Raw genomic sequence first — 23,042 nt, forward strand, 5'->3', positions numbered from 1 at the left:
CTTGCCCTGTAAGACTTAGCTGATTTTTCACTAAGTCTTACATATTTAAAGCAAAGTTCTTCAGTGCCAATAAAAAATCTACTGTCAAAAAACTGGTTTTCTCGTTAAAATTAGGCCATAGTAAAAAAGTATACCTACATTATTGTTACAACCGACTATAATGATTTACAAACTTCTAGAGCCAATGGATATTGGCCAACTAGCGGTAAGCAACGGATATATTTTTTAACAAAAGGTGTTAAAAGGATATTTGTTTATCAAAAGGATATGTGGCCGCATGCCAATTAGACTACTACTAACATTGATGATTGTATTATTTATGGGGCCGACGTTTGCCTCTGCAAATACAATATATAAGTGTATGAAGGACAACAAAATTGCCTTCAGCCAAACGGTCTGTCCGAAAGAATTTCGTCAGCATAAAATTGAATATGAATTAGGTATCACAACCGAAGTCGATTCTGACAAAATCGTATTAAAAGAAGATCCGTTAAAAGCACTATTGAAAAAAGAAACCATCTCTAAAGAGAAACTGATCCAGTTGCTCGATAGTGAGGTGTATCGTCTTAAACAAGAAAATAGCTATTTTGAAATTTTACGTGCAAGCGAAATACAAAAGCTAGATAGAAATCGTTACTGGCATAAAAAAGAAAAAGACGATCCAGACTATGTGGAAGATTTAGGTGAAATTAATCATCGCTTTGATGAGTTAATGAAAAATAACCGTCATGTCATCATCGTGCTCATCGAACACAAAAACAAAATTCTTGCTGAAAGCGCCAATGATGGCGCTCTAGCCAAAGAAGAAGGCTAACGAACTCTTAGACCGTTAGCCTTTACTTTTCTCACATTTAAGCATTTTCATTTTGAAAACTTAATCAGGTTTAAAGACCCCTATCACATCACCTGTGGCCTTTTTGGCAACTTTCGCCTCAGTTTGTTGCTCACGATAATCACAATCTGTGCATTCTACAGTTTCAATCCCATTTTCTTTAAATAACTGAATGCTATCTTGCGCATGACATTTAGGGCATTTAGCCCCAGCTACAAAGCGTTTCTTAATTTTTGTCATAATTTTATTATTTTTCTTCTACACATTTATCAATTCAATATCATTATTTTGCCATAGTTGTACTAATCCAGTCTCGCTCTGGTATTAAAAAACTATCAATTACGCTATTATCCCTGCACTTTTTGTCTTATCACCAATCAAGTTGCTATTCATGATTAACATCAGTCAAGCCCAGCTCATCCGTGGAACAAAAACCTTACTCGATGACGCCGATCTCACCGTATACCCTGGTCATAAAGTTGGCCTAGTAGGCGCAAACGGAACCGGTAAGTCTTCATTGTTGGCCTTGATTTTAGGTAACTTACAACTCGATAAAGGTGATTTTAGCCTTCCAGCAGGCTGGCAAATTGCGACTGTAGCGCAAGAAACGCCTGCATTAGAAGTCTCAGCATTAGAATACGTGCTTGATGGTGACGTTGAGTTTAGACAACTTGAGGCTCAACTCAATCAAGCACAAGAAGATAATGATGGTCATAACATTGCGCTTATCCATGGCAAAATCGACGCCATTGGTGGCTATGCAATCCGATCACGAGCGGGTGCATTATTAGCGGGCTTAGGTTTTAGTGAAACAGAACAAAGTAGCCCAGTAAAAAGTTTCTCAGGTGGCTGGCGTATGCGCCTTAACTTAGCACAGGCTTTATTATGTCGCTCTGATCTTTTACTTCTCGATGAACCTACCAACCACTTAGATTTAGATACCATGTATTGGCTTGAAGGTTGGATTAAAGCATATCAAGGCACACTGATCCTTATCAGTCATGACCGTGACTTTATTGATGGTATTGTGGATGAAATTGTTCACGTCGAGCATGCAAAGCTTAACTATTACAAAGGTAATTACAGTGCCTTTGAACGTATTCGTGCTGAACGCTTGTCACAGCAACAAGCCGCATTTGAACGTCAACAAAAAGAACGTGCCCACATGCAATCTTTTGTTGATCGTTTCAGGTATAAAGCCAGCAAAGCCAAACAAGCTCAAAGCCGATTAAAAGCCTTAGAAAAAATGGCTAACCTGTTGCCTTCTCAAGTTGACAGCCAATTTCATATGGCGTTTCGTGAGCCAGATGCCCTACCAAATCCGCTAGTGACCATGGAAAATGTTTCTATTGGTTACGGTGATAAAACAATTCTAAGTGAAGTAAAGCTCAACCTTGTGCCTGGGGCTCGTATTGGCCTACTTGGGCGCAATGGTGCAGGTAAGTCGACCTTAATTAAGCTGCTTACTGGAGAATTAGCGCCGAAAACAGGTAAATATCAGCCTAACCCAGGGCTAAATATTGGTTACTTTGCTCAGCATCAAATCGAATTTTTAAGTTTGGATGATAGCCCATTGCAACATATGGTGCGATTAGCGCCAAATGCCAAAGAGCTTGAATTACGTAACTTCTTAGGTGGGTTTGGCTTTAATGGTGATATGGCTTTGTCTGCTGTCGGGCCATTTTCTGGTGGTGAAAAAGCCCGCCTAGTATTAGCCCTATTAGTTTGGCAAAAACCAAACGTTTTGCTATTAGATGAACCCACCAACCACCTTGATTTAGAAATGCGCCATGCGCTGACAATGGCCTTGCAAACTTTTGAAGGTGCCATGGTCATCGTGTCACATGATCGACATCTTTTACGGTTAAGCTGTAGCGATTATTACCTTGTAGACCAAGGCGCTGTTAAACCATTCCAAGGCGACTTAGACGACTATCATCAATGGCTACTTGATGCGGCAAAAGCTGCACAACCGGTTTCAGATGATAATAATGTAAAGCCAGCAGTCGATAAAAAGCTGCAAAAACGCTTAGAAGCAGAGTTGAGACAAAAGGTATCGCCTTTACGTAAGCAACAAATCAAACTTGAAACTCAACAGCAAAAAATAACCAGTCGTTTAAGTGAGCTTGAAACAGAATTGGCAGATGGTTCACTGTATGAAACTGAAAATAAAGCTAAAATGACGAAAGTGCTCAATGAACGAACAGAACTGACTCAAGCAATGGATGAAAGTGAAATGACTTGGCTAGAGCTACAAGAGCAAATCGAAGTTATTGAACAAGAATTTACGCTTAGCTAATTAAGTTATCAGCATTATTGCGGGGTTAACACTGTCAGCCCCCGCTTGAATCACATAACGTCATTCAAGCAATGGAGTACCAATTTACAACAGGGCTAGAGTAAACAGGCACAAGCCCTATTGATGGACGCTAGTATTTAAGGAGAAATAGCCAGTGCAACAGTTTAATTCGTTACTTTGGCGTGATTGTGATAACCGTTACGCCACTCATCGTTTAAGCTATATTAGCGTGCAAGACGATTATCAGGTCAATATTAATCTCCTTTTACTCGCTCAATATCTCGACCAACAGCAGCACCCTTTAGCGCTCGCTCAATGGGAAAGCTTAGCTGCAACTATTGAAGATTGGGATACCAAAGTGGTTTCGCCTTATCGTAAATTACGCCGCCTAGCAAAAACCTATTTGCAACCGGGGGAGTATCAACAGATGTTGGATATCGAGCTCATGATGGAGCGAAAAACCCAGCAAATGTTACTTAAAAAGCTGAATCAGTTTGAAGCAGAAGGTGTTAGCGTGGTTGTTAACAATGACAATGACACCTATAACACGGACAATTATTTGTGTTTATTTGGTATTGATGCAGACTACTTTACCGGTCTGCAATCTGCTTAACATCATTTTGCTGTTTATCGCTTCTCAATAACCAGCAAAATGTTTATTAAAGATATCTAGCCTAAATTCTTAGCTTTACCTTCTTAACGATTAGGTTTTTTGTGTCATAGGTTGATGTTGTGGTAGCTTCAATGAAATCACTGCTGCCAACGCAATAAATCCACTTGAAATCCACAGACACGCTTCTAAACCGTATTGCTGAAACACCCAACCAGACAACAATGTGCCTATCAGTCTACCCATGGCATTTGCCATGTAATAAAAACCAACATCGAGTGACACGCCGTCTTGATCTGCATAGCTGACAATTAAATAGCTATGCATCGACGAATTAACCGCAAACAAGCCGCCAAAAATCAATAAACCACCGATCAATACTGTTTGGCTATGCCAGTCTGACACCAAAGCCAAAGCAATCAATCCAGGAATAATAGCTAATATCCCAGCCCAAACAAATGCGCTTTTACCATCCGGCACCTTGCCTTGCTTTTTACCAGTAAAGTAAGGAGCAAAAGATTGCACAGCGCCATAACCGATAACCCATGTCGCTAAAAAACCTCCGACATACCAATGATCCCAATTAAACTGACTGGCTAAATACACTGGCAAGGCTACGACAAACCAAACATCTCTAGCAGAGAACAAGAATAATCTTGCGGCAGAAAGGTAGTTTATCGTGCTACTTTTAGAAAAAATCTCAGTAAATTTCGGCTTAGCTGTGGCCTTACCCATTTCACTTTTTAAACTAACAACACTGAAGATCCATACCAACAACAATGCCAGAGCCATAATCAAAATAGCAACTTGGAAACCAAATAGACTCAATAATGCACCACCTAAAAAGAATCCGACTCCTTTTAAGGCATTTTTAGAACCTGTTAAAATGGCGACCCACTGATAAAGCTTACTTTCCGCTCCAGCTGGTACGAGTGTTTTAATGGCGCTTTTAGCACTCATTTTATTCAGGTCTTTTGCAATACCAGATAGAGCTTGCGCTGCCATCACCCAGACGACAGTTAACCATTCGTTAGGAACGAGTAGCATTGATAATGCAATCACTTGCATACCAAGGCCGATATTCATGGTGCGATTTAATCCTACCCTCGCACCTAACCAGCCACCCACTAGGTTAGTCACAACACCAAAAATTTCATAAAACAAAAACAACATCGCAATTTCAATCGGGCTATACCCTAGCCCATGAAAGTGCAGCACCACCAGCATCCGCAAGGCGCCATCAGTTAATGTAAATGCCCAATAGTTGCCGGTCACAATTAAGTATTGTTTTATTTCACTAGGCAAATTTGCCAATTTAGTCATAAAAGACATCGCAATAACCCTGTTTACTCTATCCGCTCCCAAATTGACTAGGAGTTAGCTTTATCTTGTAAACCCACTAAACGCATTAACTCTGCGGTGCGGTTTGCATAACCCCATTCATTGTCGTACCAAACGTATAATTTTACTTGAGTACCATTGACCACCATGGTCGATGGAGCATCAATAACTGCTGAACGAGGATCAGTTTTATAATCAATAGACACAAGTGGTCTTGTTTCATAACCCAGCACCCCCGCTAGAGGGCCTGCTGCAGCCTCACTCAATAATGCGTTAACTTCCGCTTCCGTGGTATTTCGGCTCACTTCAAACACACAATCTGTAATTGAAGCATTGGCTAATGGCACACGAATAGCGTGACCATTTAAGCGCCCTTTTAATTCAGGGAAAATATGAGTGATTGCCGTAGCCGATCCCGTTGTTGTTGGAATAAGGCTCATGCCACACGCTCTTGCACGACGTAAATCTTTATGGGGTGCATCAAGGATTGTTTGGGTGTTTGTAATGTCATGAATCGTTGTCATTGAACCATGCACAATCCCAAGTGATTCATGAATCACTTTAACCACTGGTGCTAAACAGTTTGTAGTACATGATGCAGCGGTAACAATCGGGTGAATAGCTTTATCGTAATCTTGGTGGTTTACGCCCATAACGACATTTAACACACCGTCTTCTTTTACTGGAGCAGTAACCACAACACGTTTTACACCTTGATCTAAATAAGCTTGTAATTTTGCTTTAGTCTTCATCACACCTGATGCTTCAATCACCACATCACAATTAGACCAATCGGTATCTGCAATCGCTTTATTCGCTGTACAAGTGATTTTATGACCATTAACCTCAATGACATTATCATTGGCGATAGCTTCATGTTCCCAGCGACCATGGACAGAATCAAAGTTAACCAGATGCGCTAACGTCGCAGCATTACCAGCAGGATCGTTAATCTGGATAAACTCAACATCTTCCCAATCAAACGCAGCACGAAAAGATAAACGTCCCATACGGCCAAAACCGTTAATTCCTACTTTAATTGTCATAAGTCACCTTCTTAATTCATTCATCGTAATTTGTCGTGTTGGTTTTACAGCCCAGTGTATTTGTCATTGCGCTGCATGTGCGTTAGCAAGGTTAGCAGCACATTTCTTTAGGTCGATTAGGCATCTCGGCCAATCGTTTAACATCATTGGCAATAAATTCACTATTAGACTCAGCTGTTTGAGCAATCATAGTTTGCATCCATTGCGGTAGTTGAGGATTTACTCGGTAATAAACCCATTTACCTTGACGTCTATCAACAAGCAGTTCTTCTTTTCGTAGCTGAGCGAGATGGCGAGAAATCTTCGGCTGGCTATCATTTAACGCGGCCATTAACTCACACACACACAGTTCATGATTAACAGAAATAAGGAGTAAACTGCGTAGGCGAGTTTCATCAGCTAGGCATTTAAAAAAGACATTGGGTTGCATAAGCACTCTCTCACCACTTGGCTTATATCCTAGAAATGGATGATAAAAGCCGCACAGTTAAATCAAATAATATGCCGACAATATATATGGATAAACACATATATGCAATTCCATATACGTTTTTTTTAGCTAGATAAAAATGGTTTGATAATCTAAGTTAAAAAGCATCAAATTAACTCATTGTTTTGATATAAAAAAACCGACGCAATGGCATCGGTTTTTATTCACATGAAATAGCTCATTTATACACTAGGCGTTGTCGGCTTCAATCGTTCGGCCAATAAAGTAGCATTTCTTGCAACAATGCCATAAATCGATAGCTGAGGGTTTGCGCCTAAGCTAGTTGGGAACATTGAGCCGTCCATAACTGATAAGTTTTCGAAATAATGAGACTGCCCTTCACTGTTAATCATTGAGATGCTTTTATCTTCTCCCATTGCGCAGCCTCCCATGACATGAGCGGATGCCACAATGGTTTTTAATAAACCTATGTCCATAGTCGCAATGGTCTCTTTAGCTTGTTTCCAGCTTAATTGCATCCCTACGCCATCATTTATTGGCAACACTTTTTGTGCGCCCGCAGCAAACTGTAATTCAGCCATAGTCGCAAAAGCACGTCTTGCGGTGTCCCAAAATGGTTTTTCAAGCGGGTAATCTAATGCAAAGCCTGAATCTGTTAACCTAACTTGTCCACCAACACTATCTGCAGAATAGCCATCTCTTACAAGCGCTATCATTACCTGTAAATTATTAAAGTGGGTCATTAACTCTGCATGACTTCGCCCGTAGCCGATGGTTTTAGATGCGATTAACACAGGATGAATCGGCGGCACTTCCAATTTATAGCCCATTTCGCCTGCTGCACCGTCGCGCCATACAAATTCATCAGAATAAATAGACTGAGGCGCACCACTGTGGCCATCAATTTGTTTGTCAAAAATACTTCCCGATAATAAGGTCGGGTGTAGAAAGGTTTTACCCAGTAATTGATGAGGATCTGGAGTCTTTGCCCGCATCAAAATTGTCGGCGTATGTATCGCGCCAGCACTTAAAATATAATGTCTTGCACTAAAGGTGAGCTTACTGCCACGATTGGAAGAGTGGGCAGTGAGACTAACAACTTTATCCGCTTTATGTGCTAAATCAACAACCTTAGCATTTGAAATCAAGGTTGCACCATGAGCTAGCGCACTGGGAATGGTTGTAACCAACATCGACTGCTTTGCATTGACTGGACACCCCATGCCGCAATAACCTGTATTCCAGCAGCCTTTAACATTGCGTTTAATGACTGTGTATTCCCATCCAAGTTTTTCACAGCCCTCTTTTAATGCAGCGTTATTCAAGTTTGGCTGGAATTGCCATTCACTGATATTCAGTCTTGCTTCCATCTTTTCAAACCAAGGCAATAAGCTTTGGGATGAAAGCCCTTTAACAGATTTTTCTTGCTCCCAAAAAGCCAATGCATTTTCAGGAGTTCGAATTGAAGTCGTCCAGTTAACCGTGGTTGAGCCGCCAACACTGCGTCCCTGAAAAATACCAATGCCTTTATCAGAGGTTTTCATCGCTGCTGCTTGTTGATATAAGTTGGGGTAAGCAGTGCGCTCTTCCATATCAAAATCTTGTGAAGATTTAAGCGGCCCCGCTTCAATCATGATAACCTTTAAACCGGCATCGGTAAGAATTTCGGCCGCGGTTCCACCACCTGCACCAGTCCCAACAATCACAACATCAGCTTCAAAATGTTGGTCTTCTGTCAGTAAGTTGGCATCAATATGCTGCCAGCCTTCATTTAGTCCAGTGATGATTGGATCGACAATATTTGCTGCCATTTGATACTCCAGGATCTGTTGTTATTGTTGTTGCGATCAAATAGGTTATGCATCAAGAAAGGTGGGTTTTGCATAATGTAATCGCCCCCAGTGTTCGGGACAGGCGTAGTAGCTCGATACAATCAATTCGCGCAGCCCTATGTAAGCTGTCTGCATCATATCTAAAAAGTGGTGGCGCCACTGTTCTAACATATCGTTTAACTCAGCCGGGGTTCTTAACATTAGCGGCGTGATGCTACTGGTTAAAATCAGCAAGCCAAAGCGAGACTCAAGCATTGATAATAACTGAGATAATTCTTGTTGTTGCTCAGTGGGTAGCACGCTAATCGTTTGGTTAATCGCATTAATGGTTCGATTTAAAAATGCCTCTCGATAGTTAGCCACTTCTGGTAATGCTCCGTCCATAAATACAGGGATAAGCACACTAAATAGCAAACGGTGTGTGTCGTCAGGGCTATCACTCACTTCTGGTGTATACAAGCTCACGCCTAATGCCAGTGCCGCGGTACCAGTAAATGCTCCAGTTAAAAAGGTTCTTCTTTTCATTATCATCCCTTTATTGACATTGCCTACCTACTGAGTTGTGCACTCGCATTTTCAAAAGCTCTTGGCTTGATTGAAACGCGCCAAATCTGTTGCCTTAAAAGCAACTATGCTAAAGTGAACTCAATCAACATTTAAACACACGTTTGAATATTAACAAACCACTGTATATAAAATAACCCTATGAAAAAGCGTTTTATGCCACCTTGGTGGGCCGTAAGCTCCCATATTCAAACGATTTTACCTGTATTCACCAAAGTGGACAAACCAGAGTTAAAACGTCAAAGACAAGAGTTACCTGATGGCGATTTTATTGATTTAGACTGGTTAGCGACACCGGTTAATGGCAAGCCGATTTTAGTTATTTTGCATGGTTTAGAAGGCAGTAGTGACTCACATTATGTCCGCAGAATGTTGCAAACGGCCAATGATCATCAATTGTGTGCTGTTGTGCATCACCATCGCAGCTGCTCAGGTATGCCAAACCGTTTAGCTAGGAGCTATCACAGCGGTGATACTCAAGATATTCACTTCACACTATCCCAATTAAAACGTCATTACCCTGATTCACCATTATTAGCAGTAGGATACAGTTTGGGTGGAAATGTATTAGCTAAATATCAAGGTGAGCATGGTCATCAAAGCCAATTAGACAAAACAGTTATTGTTTCTGCGCCTTTATGTTTAGCAGCTTGTGCTAAAAAACTAGAAAGTGGATTTTCAACAGTTTACCAGCAACATTTAATCAAGCAGTTACAACAAAAAATGCAGGACAAACTCACTCAACAACACTTAACGAGTTCCATGCCAGTGACTGCTAATGAAATTGATAAATTAACCACATTTCATTTATTTGATGACAAAGTCACTGCGCCTCTGCATGGCTTTAATGATGTATTTGACTATTATCAACGTGCTAGCGGTAAGCCATTTTTGCAGCATGTTCAAAAGCCCACATTGATTATTCACGCTAAAGACGACCCCTTTATGACTGATGCAGTAATCCCTTCTGAAGACGAATTATCAAAGCATGTAGAATACGAGCTTCATCATCACGGTGGTCACGTCGGTTTTATTTGTGGCGGCACACCGTGGAAACCTAAGTACTATTTAGAATCCAGAATCATCTCTTTTATGACGAGTTAACCCTATGCTAATCCCTTTTGAAGCCTTACAACAGTTACCACCAGATACGCTCAACAACCTTATAAAAGAGTATTTATTCACTCAGGTAGAGGATGGTTCATTTGGTCAATTAGATGATGACCAAATTCAGTTGGCCATTGAAAAATGCAAACAGTCACTGAAACAAGGTGAATTAAAAGTCGAATACAGCGAGGATGATGAATCAATCGCTATAAGACATAAAGATCAGATTATTTACCCTACGGCGGACTTTGATTAAACTTCGCCCTGCTCAGTATGCCTTTGCAATTTAAACCTTAGATAAATCATAACAGTGGCTCAAAATCTATACATTAGCGACTGCTTAGATATTCATTTTGATTGGTATAATATTGACCTAAAAGGTTTCAGCCCGTATAAATAGAGTCTGTTTTTCTTCGAGTTTAATCATGAAAGTGTTAACGATGAGCAGATCGACAACACGTAAACTGTCTCAGAACTTTAACTAATTTTCACGTTTGATCTAGGTAGGATAAATGTCCACAAAACATCCCATTATTGCTGTTACAGGCTCTTCAGGCGCTGGCACAACCACGACCACGACTGCATTTACCCACATCTTTCGTCAATTGGGCATTAATGCTGCTTTTATTGAAGGTGATAGCTTTCATAATTTCACCCGTGCAGAAATGGAAGTGTTGATACGCAAGTCTCAAGCTGAAAATCGTAATATCAGTTATTTTGGGCCAGAAGCCAATAATTTCGTCAAACTTGAAGAGTGCTTTCAAAGTTATGCTGAAACAGGTCAAGGACAAACACGTAGTTACCTTCACACGTTTGATGAAGCTGTCCCATTCAATCAAATGCCTGGCACATTTACCCAATGGCATCCGTTACCAGAAAACACCGACATGCTTTATTACGAAGGACTACATGGTGGTGTTGTCACAGAGGATGCTGATGTTGCCAAACATGTGGACTTATTGATTGGCATGGTGCCTATCGTCAATCTCGAGTGGATTCAAAAGATCATTCGAGACACCTCTGATCGAGGTCATAGCCGTGAAAAAGTCATGGGGTCTATTGTCCGCAGCATGGACGATTACATTAAACATATGACGCCGCAGTTTTCTCGTACGCATATTAACTTTCAACGGGTACCCACGGTAGACACTTCTAATCCGTTCAGCGCAAAAGATATCCCAAGCTTAGACGAAAGCTTTGTCGTTATTCGTTTTCGCGATATAAATAATGTCGACTTCCCGTATTACCTAAGCATGATTGAAGGGGCATTTATGTCACGAGTGAATACTTTAGTCGTGCCAGGTGGCAAAATGTCATTAGCTATGGAGCTGATTTTAACCCCGTTAATTAAAGACTTAATGAACAAGAAGACAGCCGAGAATGAATAGTACTCTCTGTTTCAATGGTAAAGTCTAATATTGAAATGAGTAAATAAGTTGTTGCTGTTAAGCTTGATTTAAGCCATAGCCCTTATCATTCTGGCTATCGGGATTTCAGGCGAAAGAACGATAGTTGATGTGCTCATGGGTGTTAATTCCCCCATCTTTATCTGTTAGCGCACTTGGGCATATCAGCAAACCCTCTTCACGCTCGACTATACTAAATTTACACGAAACCTAATCTAATGACGCTAATAAGCGTTTAATTTCTTCACGGACATTATCTACCTGCTCTACAATTTGACTGGCAGCTTGTTCATCATCGTGCATTGAATGCCACTGAGTTGACCAAACTTGAGTTAATTCGACAGACTCCTTCGCAACAGCTTGATTGGTTAGGCTACTTAAATCAGCAATAAGTCCAACCTTAACCCAGCCTACACGTGGATTTCCTTGTTCTAGGTTATTGTCATAATGTGCTGCATATACTAACTGTTGAACTTCAGCAAGTTCTAATAGCATCTCAAAACAAGCCGTTCTGACATTACTATTATTCTCTGTTATTTCCATCCGCCATACATTGTAAGAAAACCCCATAAGCGAAAACAGCACACTGAAAATAACGGTGAGTTGATAAAGCTTCATATTACTTGGCATTCCAACTCCTTAACGATTTCGTGCAGGACAATCAAAACCAGTTTAGTTAAAACAAGTGCAGCCTTAATCATAGATAATAATGATTCAAAGCAGAGGAAAATCGCTAATTACACATTCGGAGTGGCACCTAATTAGCACCAGATACAAAAAAAAACGACCCTTAGGTCGTTTAATTCATCATGTTCTGAAAGAGAGTTGGAGTGTTGTGCCTATGCCCTCACTGATAATCAATCGCTTTCGAACTCGTGCTACTTAATTTAATTCATCAGTGGGATAATTTCACGATAGGCTTGTTTTTGACGATATTGCTCTAAACGCATAATAAATTCATCACTTTGGGCCACCGTTGGATTTTTCTCTAATGCTTCAATGGCTTTTTGCTGTGTATCCACAGCAAGTTCGAATTCGCCTAACTCAGCATATGCCGCAGCGAGATTATCTAAGTTAGTGGGATCATCAGAGTTATTTTCAAGTAATTGTAACGACAGCTCCACAGCACGTGAACCGTCTCGGTATTGCTCTTCAGGGCACGTTGCTAAAATCCAAGCCACATTTCCCAGTGCTACAGCATCGCCTACTTGGGTAAATTGCTCTAATGCTCTGCCGCAATTACGCTCAACACCATCGCCACCAGCAGAGTAAATAAAGCCTAGACGAAAATGTGCTCGCGAATCACCTTGCTCTGCAAGGACTTGGTACCACTTTTCAGCAACAGCCAAGTCACGGGGTAATAAGTTTCCTTCAAAGGATAAATCTGCAATCGTCTGTTGTGCTTTAATATGATCTTGTAATGCAGCTTGCTCAACCCAATACAGGCCTTGGCTGGTATCTTGATCAACAAATCGCCCAGCCAAGTTCATCAAGCCCAGTAAGAACTGCGCATCTGCATTTCCGTCTGCAGCACGTAATTGAATATGTACCAACTTGCTAGCAGCTTGTGATTCAAGCGAAGCAGGTATAGAAAAAGCATGGGCAGGTAATACAGCAGCGCCACTGAACAATAACGAACATGCTAAACCTAGATTGACTAGCTTCTGAGAATATTTCACTTCAACCTCTACGACATCGATTTCACTTTGATAATCGAATTAACAATAACTATCAATTGCGGTTTTTACAACAATGGAAAGTGAATTCTAAGTGCAAAATATTGTAAATGACTCAAACATAGGAACAAAAAACAGGATAACTTTATCAATAAAACAGCTTAGATGACTTGATAAATAATTTAAGCCGCACTAAATTAGATGAACATCGTTAGCTAATGTAGCAAAAATAAATTTTAAATTTAATAAGTTAAATAGTGTACTGGCAGCATTTTTCATAATGTTAAACTCGATCTTCATCAAAGTTTTGTAAACATAAGTCAAGTACAATTACTTTATTAGCTAGTCCTTACTTTCATTTTATCAATCGAGGAAATACACATGGCTCTGATTGGCAAGCCTAAACCTGATCCAACTTTGGAGTGGTTTCTTTCACACTGTCACATCCATAAATACCCAGCGAAAAGCACCTTGATTCACGCAGGTGAAGAATCTGATACGCTTTACTACATCGTGAAAGGTTCAGTCGCAGTATTGATTAAAGATGAAGAAGGAAAAGAAATGATCCTTTCTTACCTTAATCAAGGTGACTTCATTGGTGAATTAGGTTTATTCGAAGAGCAAGCAGAACGTACTGCTTGGGTTCGTGCAAAACAACCTTGTGAAATTGCTGAAATTTCTTACAAGAAATTCAAGCAGTTAATTCAGGTTAACCCTGAAATTCTAATGAAGTTGACCGCTCAAATGGCTTACCGCTTACAAAGCACTAGCCAAAAAGTGGGTGACTTAGCCTTCTTAGACGTTGCAGGACGCATTGCACAGACTTTATTACATCTTGCTAAACAGCCAGATGCAATGACTCACCCAGACGGCATGCAAATCAAGATCACTCGTCAAGAGATTGGTCAGATTGTTGGTTGTTCACGTGAAACTGTTGGCCGTATCTTAAAAATGCTTGAAGAACAAAACCTTATTCAGGCTCACGGTAAAACTATAGTGGTTTACGGAACACGTTAAGTTAAGCTTCAGCTTGATTTAAGGGTGATTAATTAAAGTGATAATTAGTAAATCTAATTATCACTTTTTTTATGGGAGTCTTTCCGATGAGGCAGCTATCTGTGCTACTTATCAGCGTTATTGTAACTACTCTCAGTTCCCTACCCGCTCACGCAATTAAAAATGAGCTTCAACATGACGAAGTTCAGCGCTTGGTCACATCAGGTAGCATTCAATCACTTGATTATTCCCTTACTTTACTTGCACAATACTGTGATGGTGAATTAATTGATGCCAGCCTCTATCAAGAGGATGATAAATGGCGTTATGATTTGCAATTAAAGTTAAAAAAAGGGCATGTCATCCATTTATTTCTCGATGCAACAAATGGGATGCCAGAGTCAATGGACCAACTACCAAGTGAATGCCAAATAAATGAAACTGCTACTCGTTGAAGATAATACCCTTTTAGTTGCTGAGCTTGAAAAACAACTAAAACAAGCTGGCTATGTCACCGATGTTACCGACAAAGCTGTTGAAGCTGATTACCTAATAAAAGAAACACAATACGACTGTGTCATTTTAGACATTGGCTTACCCGATGGTAATGGCCTAACGCTAGTGGAATCTTGGCGAGAAAAAGGCATCGACACACCAGTAATAATGCTGACAGCACGCAGTCAGTGGCATGAGAAAGTAGAAGGCTTCAATGCAGGTGCTGACGATTACCTCGCAAAACCTTTCCATGCGCAAGAGTTATTAGCACGTGTGCAAGCACTTATCCATCGTGCCCATGGCCGACTCAATACCGCGTCAAAACAATTAAGCTATGGCGGCATTACTCTTGATGAAGCTGAGCAAAGAGTTCACATCGGTGAAAATCATTATGAGCTAACGGCAATGGAATTTAGATTATTAAAAATATTCCTGATGTCGCCTAAAAAGTTGTTGTCCAAAGCCCAACTGACCGACAAACTTTACCAGTTTGATGATGAAAAAGAGTCTAATGTGGTCGAAGTTTACGTGACTCATTTACGTAAAAAACTCGGTAAAACAGCTATTGAAACTCGTCGTGGCCAAGGATATATCTTTCACGGCATCGTAGAATGATTTCAATCCGCAGTAAGCTAAGTCTCTGGCTTAGCGGACTCATTATTATTGCAACAGTTATTGGGCTCATTTTGTTTGAGTCCATGCTGCGACAAGCTTTTCACGACTCCATCATCAATCGTCTTGAAGAAGATTTAGAGCACATCATTCTAGCCAGCCACATCAACTCTGGCGAAATCATCATAGATCAGAATGAATTATCCAGCTTTTACAAACCCGCATACTCAGGTCGCTACTTTCAATTCAACTCTGACAACCAAGTGATCCGCTCACGCTCTTTGTGGGATGTTCAGCTTGATATTGAACTGTTAGCGCAAAATCAAACCCGAGTGTGGCAAGCCAAAGGCCCCAAAAATAATGACATGCAGTTATTATCTATAGGCATTGGCTCAACTAGCGGTGATAAAGTGGCCACGTTAACTGTGGCACAAGATTTAAGTATTGGTAGACGGGTCTTCAGTGAAGTATTTGGCACTAAATTGGCCATCAATATCGCTATGTTATTAGCGATGATTTTTGGTATTTTTATTATCTTACGCCAATCATTTAAGCCGGTTAAATATATCCAAGATTCCTTAGCTAAATTACGCCAAGGTGAAATTAATGCACTTGAGCTTAATCAAATACCCGTTGAAATTAAGCCGCTCGCTGAAACTTACAATGAACTGCTTGATTACACTGCCAATCAAATTGAACGTAGCCGAAATAACCTCGGTAATTTGAGTCATGGATTAAAAACCCCATTAGCCGTGATGCAACAACAGGTAGAAGTGCTTGGTCTGTCTAACCCTGAAGCAGCCGAAGCGATGCAGCAGCAGTTAGACCAAATCCGCAATATGATTGAGCGAAAGCTCACTGCAGCCAGAATTACTGGTGATATGTTGCCAGCAGCTCAGATGGTCATTCCGCGAGACTTTGAAGCGTTAACTTCAACGTTAGATAAGGTTCATCATCAAAAGAGTATCACCTGCGACATTCAGGTTGAAGCAGATATAGCTCGACTGCCTATCCATCGAGAAGATGGAATGGAATTATTTGGTAACTTACTCGATAACGCCTATAAATGGGCAGAATCAAATATTAGTTTAACTATAAAATCGATTAATCAAGTGCTCACGCTATACATCGAAGATGATGGTCCGGGTGTCAATGATAGCCAATTAACCCAGCTAACTAACAGAGGGAAACGGTTAGATGAGGGCGTAATGGGTCATGGGCTGGGCCTGTCTATCGTAAAAGAGATTATAGAGCAGTATGGTTACTCTTTATCATTTAGTCGCTCAGAGCGCTTTGGCGGCCTTTGTGTCACGATTGTGTTTGATAACCCCAAAGTCAAAACGCTAAGTTAACCTTATTGCATTAGCCGAATCGCTTTTCTAGCCCTTTCAATACAAAGTTAAATTACAAAAAAGCCCTGATAGTGCACTACCAGGGCTTTTATATTACACGTGTTGGTATGTCGATGACTTACCCAGCAGCGTTAGTGCTTTCAAATATCTTATCTGCAGATGCCGCCACAAAGCCTGTATATAAGTTGCCATCAGCCATTGGGTAACGGCGTGCAAACTCATAAAAACAGGTTGGAATTTCAAGTTCACCATCAGCAAAGTCAACCACCATGCGGTCAGCCATTGTTGAAGATTGCTCAAGTAATACTTCTGGCGAGCCTTTCACTTCGCCACCCGATGTATTTAATGTAAAGCCAGCACCTTTAAGCGCTTCATTAACGGCTTCAATTTTTTCAAACTCAGGTAATGCGTTAATCGACACAGTGAAATGGTTTGCACGGTAGCCAATCGCAGCCACCCAAGCAGCATACTCACTTTCTGCTAGTAAGGTGTTATAGCTGGCCAAATCAACTTGCCAATGACGGCCTGAATATAAGAAGTTATCCGCTTTAGTATCTGCAACATCAACTTGATCAATTAAGCCATGAATAATGGTTTGTGCAGCTTCGCTAAACTCTCCAACTAACAGTTCAGAGATAAACACTTTTGGCTGATTAGGATCTGGATGTTCAAAGTGCTTAGCAACTAATTTTTTCTGCTCAAAATTATAGTCACCACAAGCAACATAACCAATTGACTCAAAATGTGCAGCCAGCACAGACAAATTAACTTTAGCAATGTTAAACGTGCGCAGCGCAATATGATCATTAATGATCGGCTCACCCTTGCTTAACAATTGGTGAATGCTGTCTGCTGATGGGGTCATGTTAATGTAATCTTGCCAAAGAGCTGCAAATAATGCATTTACGTCAGTGTGCATAAAAAAATCCTTCTTTAAAAAAGGCAATGACCGAAAGTCATTGCCTTAAGTCAGCGTTACCCAATACTAGATTGATAGTCCTGGGCTTAAATTAGCAGGTAAACTCACACTGTCAGCTTCAACAGAAGCAACAGGATAAGCACAATAGTCAGCAGCATAAAATGCGCTTGCTCTATGGTTACCAGAAGCACCTACACCACCGAATGGAGCCGATCCTGATGCACCTGTAATTTGCTTGTTCCAGTTAACAATACCGGCACGAATACGTGCTAAAAAGTAGTCATAATCTTCACGGCTGTCAGCCAAAATACCTGCAGACAGGCCATAACGTGTGTTATTTGCCATATCAATCGCTTGGTCAAAATCTTGGTATCTTACAAGCTGTAACAGCGGGCCAAAATATTCTTCATCAGGCAGTTCTGCAATGGTAGTAACATCAATCAGACCAGGTGTAACAAGACCAGTACCTGATTCAACATGAGTTAATTCAATTAAAGACTGACCACCTAAGGCTTGTAGTTCCGCTTGGGCTGCAACCATTCCTTTTGCTGCGCCTTCTGAAATCATTGAGCCCATAAATGGTTGTGGTTGAGCATTCCAGCTACCCACTTTAATTTGCTTAATGGCGCTAATTAGCTGCTCAATCAATGCATCACCCGCAGCACCTTCTTGCACATATAAACGACGAGCACAGGTACAACGCTGACCTGATGAGATATAAGCAGATTGAATAATATCGTGCACGGCCGCTTTAGTGTCATTCACATCCTTGATAATGAGTGGGTTATTCCCCCCCATTTCAAGAGCAAGAATTTTACCTGGATGACCTGCATATTGCTGATGCAATAAATGGCCAGTACGAGAACTACCTGTAAAGAATAAACCATCAATTTGAGGGTGCGATGCTAATGCTTTACCTGTTTCAAGCTCACCTTGAACAAGATTAATCACACCTTGTGGTAAACCTGCTTTTTCCCATAATTTAAGCATTTCTTCAGCCACTTTTGGCGTTAACTCTGAAGGCTTAAATACCACGGTATTACCTGCAAGCAATGCAGGAACGATATGACCATTAGGTAAATGGCCTGGGAAGTTATAAGGACCAAATACAGCAACAACTCCATGTGGCTTATGACGAAGAACAGCACGCCCTGCCGGAATATCATTGGTTTCTGTACCTGTACGCTTATCATGGGCTGCAGCAGACAAACCAATTTTACCAATCATTGCACCGACTTCAGTTGCTGTTTCCCACTGCGGCTTACCTGTCTCTTGAGCAATCACTTCAGCCAATTCAGCTTTGTGCGCTTCAAGTTCACTTCGATACGCTTCAACAATAGCTAAGCGAGCATCGTAACCTAACATGAACCAATCAAACTGTGCGGCTCTTGCCGCATCGATTGCTGTATTAACTTGGGCCGCTGTAGCTGTTTTACCGCTCCAAATCACCTCGCCATTTGCAGGGTTTACAGAAGTCACATCATGGCCTTCACCATAAGACCATTGGCCTTTAATAAATTGTGTCATTTGTTTGTGTCCTAAAGTTCTAGTACGCGAATATTATCGCCTGCTGCCACTTTTAATGCTTCTGCCAATTCAGGGCTAAGCGTGACATTGTCATGTTTATCAGAGACTAAGACTCGTGCAGAAGTCGCACGATAATCCGCTAATAATGTATTAGCGACGATGTATTGATGATCTGCATGTGGCATTTTGCCAATTTTGACGGTCAGCTCACGGCTTTGTTGAACAGAGCGGATATCTGATAAAGCACATTCAACTGTCGGGCCGCCATCAAAAATATCGACGTAATTTCTAAATTTAAACCCTTCAGCCTGCAGTAGTTTGAGTGCGGGCTTAGTATTACGATGAACTTCACCAATCACTTTTTGCGCTTTTTTAGGTAATAAGCACACATGAATTGGGCTTCTTGGCATCATTTCAGCCATAAAGGCTTTTTTGCCCAAACCTGATAAATAATCAGCTTCAACAAAGTCGATACCTAAGAAATGGTCTTGCAACCACTCATAAAAAGGTGAGTCGCCTTTCTCATCACTTACACCACGCATCTCAGCAATCACTGTGCTACCAAAACGTTGCTCATGCTGAGCAAGGAATAAAAAGCGCGAACGAGATAGCATACGACCGTTATAACCACGACGGTAAGCTTTATTGAGAAATAACGTACATAACTCTGCTGCGCCTGTGTAGTCATGGCATAAGGTGAGTGTTTCAACTTCATTACGCACTGATATTTGCTTTGAATGGTACACTTCAGTACCTAAGCGGTAATGATAAAACGCATCTTCCATTCCAACGGCAGCTTCAATACCACAGGTACCGACAACTTCATTGGTTTTAAGATCTTCAAGCACCATCAAATAACCTTCATCAAAAGGCTTTTCAACTTGCTTGGCAAAAGAGGCTTCTGCACGAGCGATTTTCGATCTTAATAGCTCTTCGTTCACAGGTAGGGAGGTAAACCCGTGGCCTGATTCAACAGCTACTTTGTATAGAGCATCGTAATCACTGGCGCGAATTGGTCGAATGATTAGCATCAAACTCTCCTTGAAATAACCAAATAAAAAATGACATGAGCAACACTCACTTCATTTCATTGGCAATCCAAACTAAAAAGCGCAGCTTAACGCTGCGCCAATAGATAGATTAACCTGCTACTACTTTAGCTACTGCACGTTCAAAACGCGCTAAGCCTTCAGCAATATCAGCTTCAGGGATAACAAGAGACGGCGCAAAACGCACTACGTTAGCACCTGCAATCAGGCTCATTAGACCTTCAGCAACAGACGCAACAAGGAAATCACGACTGCGACCAGCATACTCTTCGTTTAACACGGCACCAAGTAACATACCTTGGCCACGAACTTCAGAGAATACGTTATATTTAGCGTTAATTGCTGCTAAACCGTCACGGAACAATTGCTCACGGTGCTTAACGCCATTTAATACTTCAGGTGTGTTAACCACGTCCATGACAGCATTACCGATAGCACACGCTAAAGGGTTACCGCCGTATGTTGAACCATGAGTACCAATTTTAAGATGTGCTGCAATTTTTGCAGTGGTTAGCATTGCTGCAATTGGGAAACCACCACCTAATGCTTTAGCACTGGTTAAAATGTCAGGTACGATATCAGTCCCCATGTAAGCAAATAACTCACCTGTACGACCTACACCAGTTTGTACTTCATCGAAAATAACTAAAGCATCATGCTTATCAGCTAGAGCACGAACTGCTTTTAAGAATTCTGGGTCACCATTGATGATCCCGCCCTCGCCTTGTAATGGCTCAAGCATAATGGCACATGTGTTATCTGAGATAACCGCTTCTAATGCGGCGATGTCATTAAATGGTACGTGCGTAACGCTTTGTGGCTTAGGGCCAAAGCCATCAGAGTAAGCTGCTTGCCCACCTACGGTAACAGTGAAGAAAGTACGGCCATGGAAAGCTTTATCAAATGCAATGATTTGATCTTTTTGTGGACCGTGATTTTCAAGTGCGTAACGACGAGCCAATTTTAGGGCTGCTTCGTTTGCTTCTGCACCAGAGTTAGCAAAATAAACACGTTCTGCGAATGTTGCATTGACAAGCTTAGTCGCTAGTTCAAGTGCAGGCTCATTTGTCATTACGTTAGATAGGTGCCACAGTTTTTCACCTTGTTCTTTGAGGGCGCCAACCAATGCTGGGTGACAATGACCTAAACAGTTCACTGCAATACCACCAGCAAAATCAATAAACTCATTACCTTCTTGGTCCCAAACTCGGCTACCTTCACCGCGAACTGGGATTACAGCTGCAGGCGCATAATTAGGCACCATAACTTGATCAAATTGGGCACGTGTTAAGTTCATTTCAACGCTCATTGCTTTTCGTTCCTTTAGGTTTATAAGTGACTAAACATCACTCTAGTCCGCTATCTATATTGGTTTTGGTTTAGTGTTGTAGCGGTTGCTTGTATTACTTGAAGGACATTATTAGCTAAAATGTGATCAAAATACCAGTTTTTAGCTGTTAACTATTCATTACCGAAATGATTAATGCATAAAGAATGACAAAAAGGCGCATACAAAGTGTTTATACTGCTTAATTTGAGCATAAATAGTCATAAAAAAAGTTATTTGAATGAAAATTACTTAGCTATTCACCATAAATGAATAAATACACAGGCGAATAGCAAGTCTTTATACGAAATAAGGCCGATTAAACAAGATCCAGTTTGCGGTAGTTTTGCGCTTTCAGTCTGATGAGTTCTTGCTCGGTAAACTCATAATAATCGAACATAATACGCTTTTCTTGAGGATCAATTAGGCGAGACTCCTCCAATAAAAGCACTTTGGCATAACAGCTGGCCTTTGCAACAATTGCGCTCTCTGCCGAGAACTCACTAAAGTGGTAATTAAAATCGAGCTCTTTAAGTAGTTTTGTTAATTTACTATTTTCAAACTCTAATAAATCCAGTATTTGCCAATTAAGCTGCTCACCATATGACATCACTTTCTCAAATACATCCATTGACGGGAATTCAGAGGCCATTACAGCATCATAAAGCGTCTTATCGCCTTTAGCACTGGTTTCCCTAAGCCAAGTTCCCCATGTCGTCTCAAATTGTCTCGCGGCGGAGTTAAGAATCGTCGCACTACCGAGCTGCTTCATCAAAGAAGCACTGTAAACCAATGCTACATTTTTTCCATGTAGCACAGCTAAAGCCTTAGCAGCAATCGCACTCATCATGCTGTAGCGCCATAATTTCCGCGTAATCCAAATAAGATTAGCATTGCCACTTGGTAACCAATTGCGCAGGCAAAAGTATGGGATCACAGCTTGTAGGTTTTCAATGCCAATGTAGTTCAATACCAATTTTATATCAGTGACTTTAACTTCAGAGCGTTGTGGTCGTCTGTGGCTTGAGGCTGGACTATTAATTAAGTTAACTAAGTCAGTATATAGCCAAGATATATTCTCCACGAGTGGACGTATGCGGCGTAAATCAGGGTCTTTATTCAGCAATAAGTCCAATAACAACACTTGAGACTCTTCAATGCCTGATTGTTCAAGCATTTGTTGTGGTGAGTTAATCTGATGCTCAAGCGAATTATTGACAGTTTTAGACAATTGTTGGGAAATCCGTGCCAGTATCTGCTGAGCTTTAGCTTGTTCTTCCATGCGGGCTTTAATGGCTTGGCGCTCAACTTCCAACTTATTAGCATCATCTTCTAATTGTTTATCACGATCATCAAACTGCTGGGTTAGTTTTTCTTTCCCAACGATCAGTTGTTTATATAATCGACGTTCCACTTCAATTACTTTACCGGGCCTTACTCCGCCCGCTACCGACACTGCCACTGTGCTTAAACCTTCTGATTTTTCGAATTATGAGTGATGATAAATGATATCGGCCTCATTTTGTAACAATTGAGCGATTAAAGCTGTCTTACTAATAAAAAAGGCTCCCATTAGGGAGCCTTGCTAATCAATTAAGTTG

At 40.9% G+C, this 23,042-nt stretch carries 23 protein-coding genes; 10 read left to right on the forward strand and 13 right to left on the reverse strand.

What is annotated here, in order from left to right; genetic code table 11:
• Positions 1-277: 277 nt before the first annotated feature.
• Complete coding sequence (locus AN944_RS12360; protein ID WP_055024928.1) at positions 278-814, forward strand: hypothetical protein; 537 nt, start codon at positions 278-280, stop codon at positions 812-814.
• Between the two features lie 60 nt (positions 815-874).
• On the opposite strand, the gene AN944_RS12365 is transcribed toward AN944_RS12360, so the two are convergent.
• The gene (locus tag AN944_RS12365) at positions 875-1,072 is read right to left on the reverse strand and encodes a YheV family putative zinc ribbon protein (protein ID WP_055024929.1); all 198 of its coding nucleotides are present in this window, start codon (positions 1,070-1,072) and stop codon (positions 875-877) included.
• A 151-nt stretch (positions 1,073-1,223) separates the two neighbouring features.
• Between AN944_RS12365 and AN944_RS12370 the strand changes: the two genes are divergently transcribed.
• Together AN944_RS12370 and AN944_RS12375 are read left to right on the forward strand one after the other, a co-directional pair.
• Positions 1,224-3,131: an ABC transporter ATP-binding protein gene (locus AN944_RS12370; protein ID WP_055024930.1), complete on the forward strand. Its 1,908-nt coding sequence runs from the start codon at positions 1,224-1,226 to the stop codon at positions 3,129-3,131.
• Positions 3,132-3,285: 154 nt separating this feature from the next.
• The gene (locus tag AN944_RS12375; RefSeq protein ID WP_055024931.1) at positions 3,286-3,744 is read left to right on the forward strand and encodes a DUF2390 domain-containing protein; all 459 of its coding nucleotides are present in this window, start codon (positions 3,286-3,288) and stop codon (positions 3,742-3,744) included.
• A gap of 90 nt (positions 3,745-3,834) precedes the next feature.
• Here AN944_RS12375 and arsJ read toward each other — a convergent pair whose 3' ends face one another.
• The 5 genes from arsJ to AN944_RS12400 all read right to left on the reverse strand — a co-directional run bounded on the left by arsJ (position 3,835) and on the right by AN944_RS12400 (position 8,936).
• Positions 3,835-5,064, reverse strand: a complete 1,230-nt coding sequence (arsJ, locus tag AN944_RS12380; protein ID WP_408005084.1) for an organoarsenical effux MFS transporter ArsJ — start codon at positions 5,062-5,064, stop codon at positions 3,835-3,837.
• Positions 5,065-5,111: 47 nt separating this feature from the next.
• Complete coding sequence (locus AN944_RS12385) at positions 5,112-6,128, reverse strand: ArsJ-associated glyceraldehyde-3-phosphate dehydrogenase (RefSeq protein WP_055024933.1); 1,017 nt, start codon at positions 6,126-6,128, stop codon at positions 5,112-5,114.
• A 91-nt stretch (positions 6,129-6,219) separates the two neighbouring features.
• Positions 6,220-6,558, reverse strand: coding sequence for a metalloregulator ArsR/SmtB family transcription factor (locus AN944_RS12390; protein ID WP_055024934.1), 339 nt, complete (start codon positions 6,556-6,558; stop codon positions 6,220-6,222).
• A 242-nt stretch (positions 6,559-6,800) separates the two neighbouring features.
• Complete coding sequence (locus AN944_RS12395; RefSeq protein ID WP_055024935.1) at positions 6,801-8,390, reverse strand: GMC family oxidoreductase; 1,590 nt, start codon at positions 8,388-8,390, stop codon at positions 6,801-6,803.
• A 45-nt stretch (positions 8,391-8,435) separates the two neighbouring features.
• On the reverse strand, positions 8,436-8,936 hold the full coding sequence (locus AN944_RS12400) for a hypothetical protein (protein ID WP_055024936.1): 501 nt from the start codon (positions 8,934-8,936) through the stop codon (positions 8,436-8,438).
• A 180-nt stretch (positions 8,937-9,116) separates the two neighbouring features.
• Here AN944_RS12400 and AN944_RS12405 point away from each other — a divergent pair, with 180 nt between their 5' ends.
• From AN944_RS12405 to AN944_RS12415, 3 genes are all read left to right on the forward strand, one after another.
• Positions 9,117-10,079: a hydrolase gene (locus AN944_RS12405; protein WP_055024937.1), complete on the forward strand. Its 963-nt coding sequence runs from the start codon at positions 9,117-9,119 to the stop codon at positions 10,077-10,079.
• 4 nt (positions 10,080-10,083) lie between these two features.
• Positions 10,084-10,338: a YheU family protein gene (locus AN944_RS12410; RefSeq protein WP_055024938.1), complete on the forward strand. Its 255-nt coding sequence runs from the start codon at positions 10,084-10,086 to the stop codon at positions 10,336-10,338.
• 256 nt (positions 10,339-10,594) lie between these two features.
• Entirely contained in the window at positions 10,595-11,470 is an 876-nt protein-coding gene (locus AN944_RS12415; protein ID WP_055024939.1) for a phosphoribulokinase, read from the forward strand.
• A gap of 228 nt (positions 11,471-11,698) precedes the next feature.
• On the opposite strand, the gene AN944_RS12420 is transcribed toward AN944_RS12415, so the two are convergent.
• The gene (locus AN944_RS12420) at positions 11,699-12,118 is read right to left on the reverse strand and encodes a hypothetical protein (RefSeq protein ID WP_055024940.1); all 420 of its coding nucleotides are present in this window, start codon (positions 12,116-12,118) and stop codon (positions 11,699-11,701) included.
• A 257-nt stretch (positions 12,119-12,375) separates the two neighbouring features.
• Positions 12,376-13,167 (reverse strand): tetratricopeptide repeat protein, encoded by a 792-nt coding sequence (locus tag AN944_RS12425; RefSeq protein ID WP_055024941.1) that lies wholly within the window; start codon positions 13,165-13,167, stop codon positions 12,376-12,378.
• Positions 13,168-13,545: 378 nt separating this feature from the next.
• On the opposite strand from AN944_RS12425, the gene crp reads away from it, so the two are divergent.
• The 4 genes from crp (at position 13,546) to AN944_RS12445 (ending at position 16,619) form a co-directional block, all read left to right on the forward strand.
• On the forward strand, positions 13,546-14,181 hold the full coding sequence (crp, locus tag AN944_RS12430) for a cAMP-activated global transcriptional regulator CRP (protein WP_055024942.1): 636 nt from the start codon (positions 13,546-13,548) through the stop codon (positions 14,179-14,181).
• Between the two features lie 86 nt (positions 14,182-14,267).
• Entirely contained in the window at positions 14,268-14,615 is a 348-nt protein-coding gene (locus AN944_RS12435; protein ID WP_055024943.1) for a PepSY domain-containing protein, read from the forward strand.
• Entirely contained in the window at positions 14,596-15,270 is a 675-nt protein-coding gene (locus AN944_RS12440) for a response regulator transcription factor (RefSeq protein WP_055024944.1), read from the forward strand. The genes AN944_RS12435 and AN944_RS12440 overlap by 20 nt, the downstream gene beginning before the upstream one ends.
• The gene (locus tag AN944_RS12445) at positions 15,267-16,619 is read left to right on the forward strand and encodes an ATP-binding protein (RefSeq protein WP_055024945.1); all 1,353 of its coding nucleotides are present in this window, start codon (positions 15,267-15,269) and stop codon (positions 16,617-16,619) included. The genes AN944_RS12440 and AN944_RS12445 overlap by 4 nt, the downstream gene beginning before the upstream one ends.
• A gap of 118 nt (positions 16,620-16,737) precedes the next feature.
• On the opposite strand, the gene AN944_RS12450 is transcribed toward AN944_RS12445, so the two are convergent.
• The 5 genes from AN944_RS12450 to AN944_RS12470 all read right to left on the reverse strand — a co-directional run bounded on the left by AN944_RS12450 (position 16,738) and on the right by AN944_RS12470 (position 22,903).
• The gene (locus tag AN944_RS12450) at positions 16,738-17,538 is read right to left on the reverse strand and encodes a DUF1338 domain-containing protein (protein ID WP_055024946.1); all 801 of its coding nucleotides are present in this window, start codon (positions 17,536-17,538) and stop codon (positions 16,738-16,740) included.
• 66 nt (positions 17,539-17,604) lie between these two features.
• Positions 17,605-19,065 carry a succinylglutamate-semialdehyde dehydrogenase gene (gene astD, locus AN944_RS12455; RefSeq protein WP_055024947.1) on the reverse strand — a complete coding sequence of 487 codons (1,461 nt, stop codon included), beginning with the start codon at positions 19,063-19,065 and terminating at the stop codon, positions 17,605-17,607.
• A gap of 11 nt (positions 19,066-19,076) precedes the next feature.
• The gene (astA, locus tag AN944_RS12460; RefSeq protein ID WP_055024948.1) at positions 19,077-20,096 is read right to left on the reverse strand and encodes an arginine N-succinyltransferase; all 1,020 of its coding nucleotides are present in this window, start codon (positions 20,094-20,096) and stop codon (positions 19,077-19,079) included.
• Positions 20,097-20,205: 109 nt separating this feature from the next.
• Positions 20,206-21,423: an aspartate aminotransferase family protein gene (locus tag AN944_RS12465; protein WP_055024949.1), complete on the reverse strand. Its 1,218-nt coding sequence runs from the start codon at positions 21,421-21,423 to the stop codon at positions 20,206-20,208.
• 337 nt (positions 21,424-21,760) lie between these two features.
• Entirely contained in the window at positions 21,761-22,903 is a 1,143-nt protein-coding gene (locus tag AN944_RS12470) for an HDOD domain-containing protein (RefSeq protein WP_055024950.1), read from the reverse strand.
• Positions 22,904-23,042: the final 139 nt, after the last annotated feature.

The sequence above is a fragment of the Shewanella sp. P1-14-1 genome, assembly GCF_001401775.1.
Lineage (GTDB): Bacteria > Pseudomonadota > Gammaproteobacteria > Enterobacterales > Shewanellaceae > Shewanella > Shewanella japonica.

Bases quoted from the DNA above. Each gene is read 5' to 3' on its own strand.
- AN944_RS12390 (WP_055024934.1), bottom strand. From the start codon at position 6,558: ATGCAACCCAATGTCTTTTTTAAATGCCTAGCTGATGAAACTCGCCTA.
- AN944_RS12415 (WP_055024939.1), top strand. From the start codon at position 10,595: ATGTCCACAAAACATCCCATTATTGCTGTTACAGGCTCTTCAGGCGCT.
- AN944_RS12445 (WP_055024945.1), top strand. From the start codon at position 15,267: ATGATTTCAATCCGCAGTAAGCTAAGTCTCTGGCTTAGCGGACTCATT.
- AN944_RS12400 (WP_055024936.1), bottom strand. From the start codon at position 8,936: ATGAAAAGAAGAACCTTTTTAACTGGAGCATTTACTGGTACCGCGGCA.
- arsJ (WP_408005084.1), bottom strand. From the start codon at position 5,064: ATGACTAAATTGGCAAATTTGCCTAGTGAAATAAAACAATACTTAATT.
- AN944_RS12405 (WP_055024937.1), top strand. From the start codon at position 9,117: ATGAAAAAGCGTTTTATGCCACCTTGGTGGGCCGTAAGCTCCCATATT.
- crp (WP_055024942.1), top strand. From the start codon at position 13,546: ATGGCTCTGATTGGCAAGCCTAAACCTGATCCAACTTTGGAGTGGTTT.
- AN944_RS12465 (WP_055024949.1), bottom strand. From the start codon at position 21,423: ATGAGCGTTGAAATGAACTTAACACGTGCCCAATTTGATCAAGTTATG.
- AN944_RS12360 (WP_055024928.1), top strand. From the start codon at position 278: ATGCCAATTAGACTACTACTAACATTGATGATTGTATTATTTATGGGG.
- AN944_RS12395 (WP_055024935.1), bottom strand. From the start codon at position 8,390: ATGGCAGCAAATATTGTCGATCCAATCATCACTGGACTAAATGAAGGC.
- astA (WP_055024948.1), bottom strand. From the start codon at position 20,096: ATGCTAATCATTCGACCAATTCGCGCCAGTGATTACGATGCTCTATAC.
- AN944_RS12410 (WP_055024938.1), top strand. From the start codon at position 10,084: ATGCTAATCCCTTTTGAAGCCTTACAACAGTTACCACCAGATACGCTC.
- AN944_RS12440 (WP_055024944.1), top strand. From the start codon at position 14,596: ATGAAACTGCTACTCGTTGAAGATAATACCCTTTTAGTTGCTGAGCTT.
- AN944_RS12365 (WP_055024929.1), bottom strand. From the start codon at position 1,072: ATGACAAAAATTAAGAAACGCTTTGTAGCTGGGGCTAAATGCCCTAAA.
- AN944_RS12370 (WP_055024930.1), top strand. From the start codon at position 1,224: ATGATTAACATCAGTCAAGCCCAGCTCATCCGTGGAACAAAAACCTTA.
- AN944_RS12385 (WP_055024933.1), bottom strand. From the start codon at position 6,128: ATGACAATTAAAGTAGGAATTAACGGTTTTGGCCGTATGGGACGTTTA.
- AN944_RS12435 (WP_055024943.1), top strand. From the start codon at position 14,268: ATGAGGCAGCTATCTGTGCTACTTATCAGCGTTATTGTAACTACTCTC.
- astD (WP_055024947.1), bottom strand. From the start codon at position 19,065: ATGACACAATTTATTAAAGGCCAATGGTCTTATGGTGAAGGCCATGAT.
- AN944_RS12420 (WP_055024940.1), bottom strand. From the start codon at position 12,118: ATGCCAAGTAATATGAAGCTTTATCAACTCACCGTTATTTTCAGTGTG.
- AN944_RS12450 (WP_055024946.1), bottom strand. From the start codon at position 17,538: ATGCACACTGACGTAAATGCATTATTTGCAGCTCTTTGGCAAGATTAC.